This is a genomic window from Heliomarina sp., from assembly GCF_052826185.1.
This window is the reverse complement of sequence record NZ_JBRBUI010000009.1, coordinates 1-6,651: the sequence shown is the minus strand read 5'-3', so window position 1 is coordinate 6,651 and position 6,651 is coordinate 1. Positions and strand designations below refer to the sequence as shown.

General features: G+C 54.4%; 7 protein-coding genes. 3 read left to right on the top strand and 4 right to left on the bottom strand.

All coding sequences use genetic code 11. The features are described from left to right. From ACU0FH_RS01635 to ACU0FH_RS01625, 3 genes are all read left to right on the top strand, one after another. On the top strand, nucleotides 1-1,367 hold a 1,367-nt coding region (locus ACU0FH_RS01635; RefSeq protein ID WP_446193069.1), incomplete at its 5' end, for a helicase-related protein. A 95-nt stretch (nucleotides 1,368-1,462) separates the two neighbouring features. Beyond that, entirely contained in the window at nucleotides 1,463-3,670 is a 2,208-nt protein-coding gene (locus ACU0FH_RS01630; protein ID WP_043754170.1) for a hypothetical protein, read from the top strand. A gap of 11 nt (nucleotides 3,671-3,681) precedes the next feature. Beyond that, entirely contained in the window at nucleotides 3,682-4,374 is a 693-nt protein-coding gene (locus ACU0FH_RS01625; protein WP_446193068.1) for a competence protein CoiA, read from the top strand. 136 nt (nucleotides 4,375-4,510) lie between these two features. Here the strand turns inward: ACU0FH_RS01625 and ACU0FH_RS01620 are convergent, their stop codons facing one another. From ACU0FH_RS01620 to ACU0FH_RS01605, 4 genes are all read right to left on the bottom strand, one after another. Further along, a complete protein-coding gene (locus ACU0FH_RS01620; protein ID WP_064260170.1) occupies nucleotides 4,511-5,587 on the bottom strand; it encodes a type IV secretion system protein in 1,077 nt (358 codons plus the stop codon). Nucleotides 5,588-5,599: 12 nt separating this feature from the next. Then, entirely contained in the window at nucleotides 5,600-6,013 is a 414-nt protein-coding gene (locus ACU0FH_RS01615; RefSeq protein WP_043755080.1) for a hypothetical protein, read from the bottom strand. Next, the gene (locus ACU0FH_RS01610; RefSeq protein ID WP_043755076.1) at nucleotides 6,010-6,204 is read right to left on the bottom strand and encodes a DUF4177 domain-containing protein; all 195 of its coding nucleotides are present in this window, start codon (nucleotides 6,202-6,204) and stop codon (nucleotides 6,010-6,012) included. The genes ACU0FH_RS01615 and ACU0FH_RS01610 overlap by 4 nt, the downstream gene beginning before the upstream one ends. After that, nucleotides 6,201-6,651 (bottom strand): CpaF/VirB11 family protein (locus tag ACU0FH_RS01605; protein WP_446193067.1); only part of this gene is annotated, 451 nt, incomplete at its 5' end. The genes ACU0FH_RS01610 and ACU0FH_RS01605, both read right to left, overlap by 4 nt.

The following is a 6,651-nucleotide window of genomic DNA, read 5'->3' as shown; positions in this document are numbered from 1 at the left end:
GCCAACGGGTCGAGATTTACGCAGATCGGTTGCGGGAGCTTTGCGAACGGGAGCACCTGCCACAGGAATTCTATCCCCACCACGCGAGCCTCTCCCGAGAACACCGTGACTTCGTTGAGCGGCGCTTGAAGGACCCTGCGAGACCGACAACCGCAGTATGCACGTCAACGCTTGAGCTTGGAATCGACATCGGTGACGTGACCTGCGTGGCTCAAATCGGTGCGCCATTCAGCGTTGCGGCTTTGCGACAACGGCTTGGCCGGTCAGGCCGGCGTGAAGGACAACCGGCCATTCTCAGGCAGTACGCTGTCGAAGCCAAATTGACGCCGGAGAGCAGTTTCGTGGATCGTCTTCGCCTCGGCCTGATTAGGTCCATCGCGATGATAGACCTGTTGCTTGAAGGCTGGTGCGAACCACCAAAACCGCAGGCGCTTCATCTCTCGACGCTCGTCCATCAGATACTGTCAGTCATCGCGCAGCGCGGCGGTGCGTCCGCAAGTGTGGTATACAACGTGCTCTGCCGCGAAGGCCCCTTCCGAAAGGTCACGACCGGAGTCTTCGCAGATGTGTTGCGTGCAATTGGACATCCAGAAACCGGCTTGATCGAACAGTCCGGGAGCGGGCTGTTACTTCTGGGACCGACAGGCGAAAAGCTGGTTGAGCATTACAGCTTCTATGCGGTGTTCCAGACACCTGAGGAATTCCGTTTGGTTGCAGAGGGGCGGGATCTTGGAACCCTGCCGATCGACAATGTTCTTGCGCCTGGGATGCTGCTGATATTTTCTGGGCGGCGTTGGGTGGTTCAAGAGATCCATGATCTTGAAAAGGTCATCGTGGTCAAACCCGCGAAGGCCGGTGTGCCTCCTGTCTTCGGCGGAGATGCGGGGGACATTCATGACGAGGTGATAGACCGGATGTTCACCGTGCTGGAGGGGGATATCAGTCCACCCTACATGGAGCCGGTTTCGCTAGCGATGCTTGACGAAGCGCGCGCCCACTATGAGCGACTCGGGTTCCGGACCAAGAACATCCACAGTCTTGGCGAGCATGCATCGATCATTGCAACCCGGGCTGGGACGGTTAAGACGTCAACCTTGGCGCTAGCGCTCAGAAGTATGGGGTTCTTGGTCGAACAGCATGACGGGTTTCTGATGGTGCAGACCGGGGACGAAACACCAGATCTACGCTCAGTGCTGGCAGATATTCGATCTGGCGAACCCGTTGATCTGTTCGCGGGAGCAGGTAACTTCATGTCTGAGAAGTTTCATCCGTACCTGTCGAAGCCGCTCTTGGAGTTGGATGCAGCCAGTTCGAAGCTTGTTCCTCAAATTCTTCCAACGTTGGTTGAAAGGATAATTCAGGCATGAGCGGTGGGAAGCAGAGGTTGTTTCCTTGCATGCTCTGAGCCGCTAGGGCCAAATGCAATGGCCTTTTGGGGCGCAGAGATCATTTGGAGAATGTCGTGGCTGACAAGCTGAACATAAATTTAAGATATTGCTATGGAATTGGAAAACTCGAGGCAGAGCTGGAGTTTAAGCACAAAGGCTACGCGATCTACGCTCCAAACGGTGTTATGAAAACATCGCTTGCGAAGACAATGATGGACCTTTCGGAAGGCAATTCGCCGAAGGACCTGCACTTCCCGAATCGCGAACCTACTTGTGAGATCACCCTGAATGGCGAAGCCATTAAGAAAGAGGAAATTTTCGTCGTTAAATCCTACGATGACAAATTCTCTTCAAGTCAGGTGTCCACTCTTCTTGCGAACGCCGAACTCAGAGCGAAGTACGAGGGAATCCATCAGTCGATTGGCGAAGCAAAGAAGGCTTTGGACAAAGCTCTCAGGAACGCTGCGGGGTTTGGAGAAAGATCACGGGAAAACTTAGACCCGATTATAGAGGATGTATTTGGCCGCAGCTACTATGAGGCACTTTCTGCGATTGAGGACGAGCTCAACGAACTTCATCAATCGGACCTCGGCAAAGCCGACTACAGAATCCTGTATGACCCAAAAGTTCAGCAATTCCTTGCCAGTGAAGATGTGGCGGCTGCGGTCGAAGACTTTGCGCAAAAGTATGACGAGATAACCGAACAATCGCCAATCCTTCGAAGGGATTTTCAGTATCACAATGTCGCCCAGGTTCAGCAGCAGCTCGAAGCGAACAACTTTTTTAACGCTGGACACAGCATCAGCTTGGCGGATGAAAAAACGGATCAGAAGGAAGAGGTTTCATCGGACCAATCTCTTCGCGAGCGAATCGAAGAGGAGAAGCTTCGCGTCTTGAACGATAAGGCGGTGGCGAAGAAATTTGACACATTCAATTCAAAGCTCAAAAACAAGGAGCTGCAGGCTTTCCGAGATTATATCACAGATAACAAACACCTTCTGCCCATGCTCAACGACCGGGAGGGCCTGAAACGTGACCTTTGGATGCAATATCTTCGGGCTGCACTTGATGAATACAAAGCGCTCGTATCCGAGTATCGAGCTGGTCAAAGTGCTCTCGCTGAAATCATCGCAGACGCGGACAGCAGCAGAGGTGATTGGGACGCTGTAGTGGCAGACTTCAATCGTCGCTTTCTCTACCTGCCGTTTGAACTTTCCGTTGAAAATAAGGCCGATGCGATCCTCAAAGGAAGTGCTCCTTCGATTGCTTTCATCATCAAAGATTCAGGTGAAGAGAGGCGTTACGCTTCATCCGAAAAGCAAGAGCTGCTCCGAGCGCTAAGCACAGGTGAAAGTCGCGCACTCTACATCCTTGATATCATGTATGAGGTGTTCGTGCGATGGAAGAACCGCACCAAGACCCTCTTTGTCTTTGACGACATTTCTGACTCGTTTGACTACAAAAACAAGTTCGCGATCATTGATTTCTTAGAGGATGTGACCAAGACCGAAGACACTAATTTCCTTGCCATCGTTCTGACTCACAACTTCGATTTCCTTCGAACAGTTTCAAGCAGAGATATCTGTCCAGCACATCAGTGTCGGCTGGCGTTTCGATCTGATGACGGGATCAAGCTTGAGCCATTCGAGCGGACGGACATCCAGAGTCCGTTTCGTAAGTGGCAAGGCAGGTTGGCCGAACCGTCAGTTCTAATTGCCTATATACCGTTCTTACGTAATTTAATCGAATACACGCTTGGCCCCAAAGATGCCGATGGGAATCCTAATGCTGACTACCTGCAGCTTACCAGGATGCTCCACTTCAAAGATGAAACGGAAGCCCTCACCATCGAGGATTACAAGGACGTGTTCGAACGCCATTTGGCCGGGTGTACATTCCCCGATGTTGATCTGACGCAGCCAGTTATTGAGCATCTTTTCGCGACCGCCGATGAGTGTGAAAAAGTTGCCGATGGCATCAATCTTGAGCACAAGATCGCTCTGTCAATCGCGATCAGAATGCGAGCCGAGCGATACATGGTCGCAAAGATCCGTTCTGCGGAGGCTGAATATGATGTTTCGAATAAACAAACAGGGAAAATATTTCAGAAATTCAAAGACTTGTTTAATAACGAAGCTGAAAAAATAGGCCTTCTACGCCGGGTCAATCTAATCACGCCAGCAAACATACATCTCAATTCCTTTATGTATGAGCCAATCTTAGACATGGGCATGGCCGAGTTAGTGACGTTGTACCAGAACGTAAAGTCAGATTTGAACTAGGCGTGATCGGAATGCGTTTTGCACTTTTGAATGGTCAACGAGTTGAGGCGACGCCTGGTGCCTTGGGCTACTGCCCAGGCTGCAATGCCGCCATGCTAGCTCGATGCGGTACCAAGAAGGTCTGGCATTGGGCGCACAAAGGCCGCCATCATTGTGATCATTGGTGGGAAAACGAAACCGAGTGGCATCGCGACTGGAAGAACCGGTTTTTTACCGACTGGCAAGAGGTGCCAGCTCGCGATGAAACTGGCGAGCTTCATATTGCGGATATCAAAACACCCTATGACCTTGTGATCGAGTTCCAGCACTCTGCTATCAAGTCGGATGAGGTAAGAAAGCGCACAGATTTCTACGGTCAAGTGATTTGGAGTATCGATGGAACCCGCCGCCCAACTGATCTGACCCAATATGAACGGATGCTGTCAGAAAACTATCCGGAACGGTTCGACGGCGTAGATATCTACACCGTTTATTGCGAGGAAACACGGCTTCTCAAAGAATGGGGATCATTGGGCAAGATTGTCGGATTTGACTTTGGCGGCGAAAATCTATGCTTGCTGACAGCCGCACAAGGCAGAAGCCGCTATCTCTTCGACTTCCCAAAGGTGGAGTTCGCTAGGTTGATTTGTGAAGGGAGGCCGCTGCCAGTGGTTCAGTTCGCAGAACCCACCCAGCGTGGTTATCGAAGGCGTAGAGGATTCTAATAAAAGTCAGGCGGTAAGCAGTCGTTCTTGCTGGCAATCCTATTTTAATATAGTCAAACCTTTGGATATGCATACAGCCCGTGGCAGATCACCAGCGATACCTTTGCGGTTTTGGAGGGTTTTTCACATTTGCCCGTCACCGCCGCCCCAGCCTTCCCAACCGGGCCAGTTGAGCCAGCATTTGAGACCCTGCCCCAGGTGACCCAGTGCCACTTGCCTGTCCGGTCTGCCCCATGCCTTGCCGCACTGGCATCTGCTGCACACCAAAGAACTGCCGCGCTCTAAGGGCGGCATATTCCGCGCCACTGGCACCGCCGATCAGATAGCGGTTGTAGGCCTGCTGGCTGCCCATGGCGGCGCGGGCGAAGCTGTAGCCCCCGCCGAGACCTCCGGAGAGGGCGGGCATCATGATGTTGCCGGAGATCGCGCGAACGATGAAGGGCGTTGCGATGATGAAGCCCTTGGCCATGAGCACCATCATGAAGAAGGGAATGAGCGCGCCGATGTTTGAGGCGCCTTCAGGATCGCCAAGCTCGCCGATGAGTGCGGAGGAAACGCCGGTGATTGTCGCGAACACGCCGGCGACGACGATGGGGTAGAGCGCAAAGGAAACCAGCGCCGACAGCCAGCGCGCGAAGTAGTCTTTGGTCACCTCGAAGAGTGTCAGGAATATCATGACCGGCGCGATCCCGATCAGAAGCGCGATCATCAAACGCGAGGCCACGAGAATGAAGGCGGCCAGCCCGCCGAGGATGGAAAGCAGCAGCACCCCGACAATGTCGAGCATGGCCCCTGCCATCCAGTTCAACTCGGAACCAGCGGCATTCAAATAGTCCCCCAACTCGGCGATCAACCGGTCGAATTCTTCGGCGAAGGTACCAGAAGGGCCGGGAGTCCCACCACCGACCGAGGCCACGAGCGCCCCTGCAATGCTGTCGATCCCGGCAAGGATGGCGGATGAGAGCGCGTTGAACTGCACCCAGTTAGTCGCGAATATCCCGATCAGTCCGATCTTGACCGCGAGCCAGAATGCCGTGCGCCCGTCCATCGCCTTGTACTGGTAGATCATGTTGAGGAACACAAGGATCACCACCAATGTTGTTCCCAGCACCAGAAGCGTGCCGACAGTAGCTGCAACGGAACCGAACTGGGTTTCCGCCGCGGTGTCGAGATAGCCTTGGGAGGTTTCAACGAAATATGTGACGACGCTCATCGGGGATCAGCCTTACCAATTGCCCGCAGCGTCGCAGATGGCTTTGGCCTCGAGGCGAACGTCGTTGGCGCGTCGATTGTAGGTTTCGGAAGCTTCCAGCATTTCCCAGCGTTCGCCACTGGCGTGGCGCTCACGAAACACCGCCTCAGCTGCGTCCCAAGATGGGAACCGGGTCTCGCAATCGCAGCTGCCGGACTCGACAATCCGCTCGAGGTTTTGGGCGCGATAGATGTCCTGGACCAATACGCGCTGATAGGCTTGGCGCAGGGGGATTCCTTGCATCCAGCTGGGCTCAGCGGGCCGGTCCGGACAGACGTTGAAGCTGCGATCGAGCGTCGGCACTAGATTGCGCTCGGCGAAGGCGGGGACAGCCAGTAGGCTCAGGGCCACTCCGGTCAAAGCAACGCTTAGCCGTGCCAGCCTCATGCCGTGGCTCCGATGGTGGTCGTTTCGCGTTTCAGGAAGACCGTGTGCCCAACATTCGCGAATTCCGAGGAGCTGATCGACACCACCTCCCAGCCTTCCGCACCTTTGGCATTCAGGCTGGCTTGCATGTCGGCAAGGCTGGTTTTGCGGGTCATGGGAAAGGACAGGATATCGTATTCAAAGGTTTTCATTGGGAAGCTCCGATCTCATTGGTGCCGGGGAGGTAGAATTCGGTGATGCCGCGTTTGCCATCATGGCGACCGGCCTGGATGATTACGTCGATGGAGTTCTCGATGTACTGGATCATGTCGGCATAGGTCATCGGGATCTCGGTCTTGAGTGCGGCGATGGCCAGACGCTGCACGGCAAGTTGCGGGGTTTCTGCGTGCAGCGTGGTCATTGAGCCGCCATGGCCAGTGTTGATCGCCTCGAGGAAGGTCATGGCTTCCTTGCCGCGCACCTCGCCCAGGATGATCCGGTCGGGGCGCATGCGCAACGTTGCGGTGAGCAGCACATCGGCGGTCTGGAACTCCGCATCGCGATTGGCGATGAGGGTCACGGCATTGGGCTGGGTCGGCAGAAGCTCGGCGGCTTCCTCGATGGTGACGATGCGTTCCTCGGATGGCACGTGCGAGAGG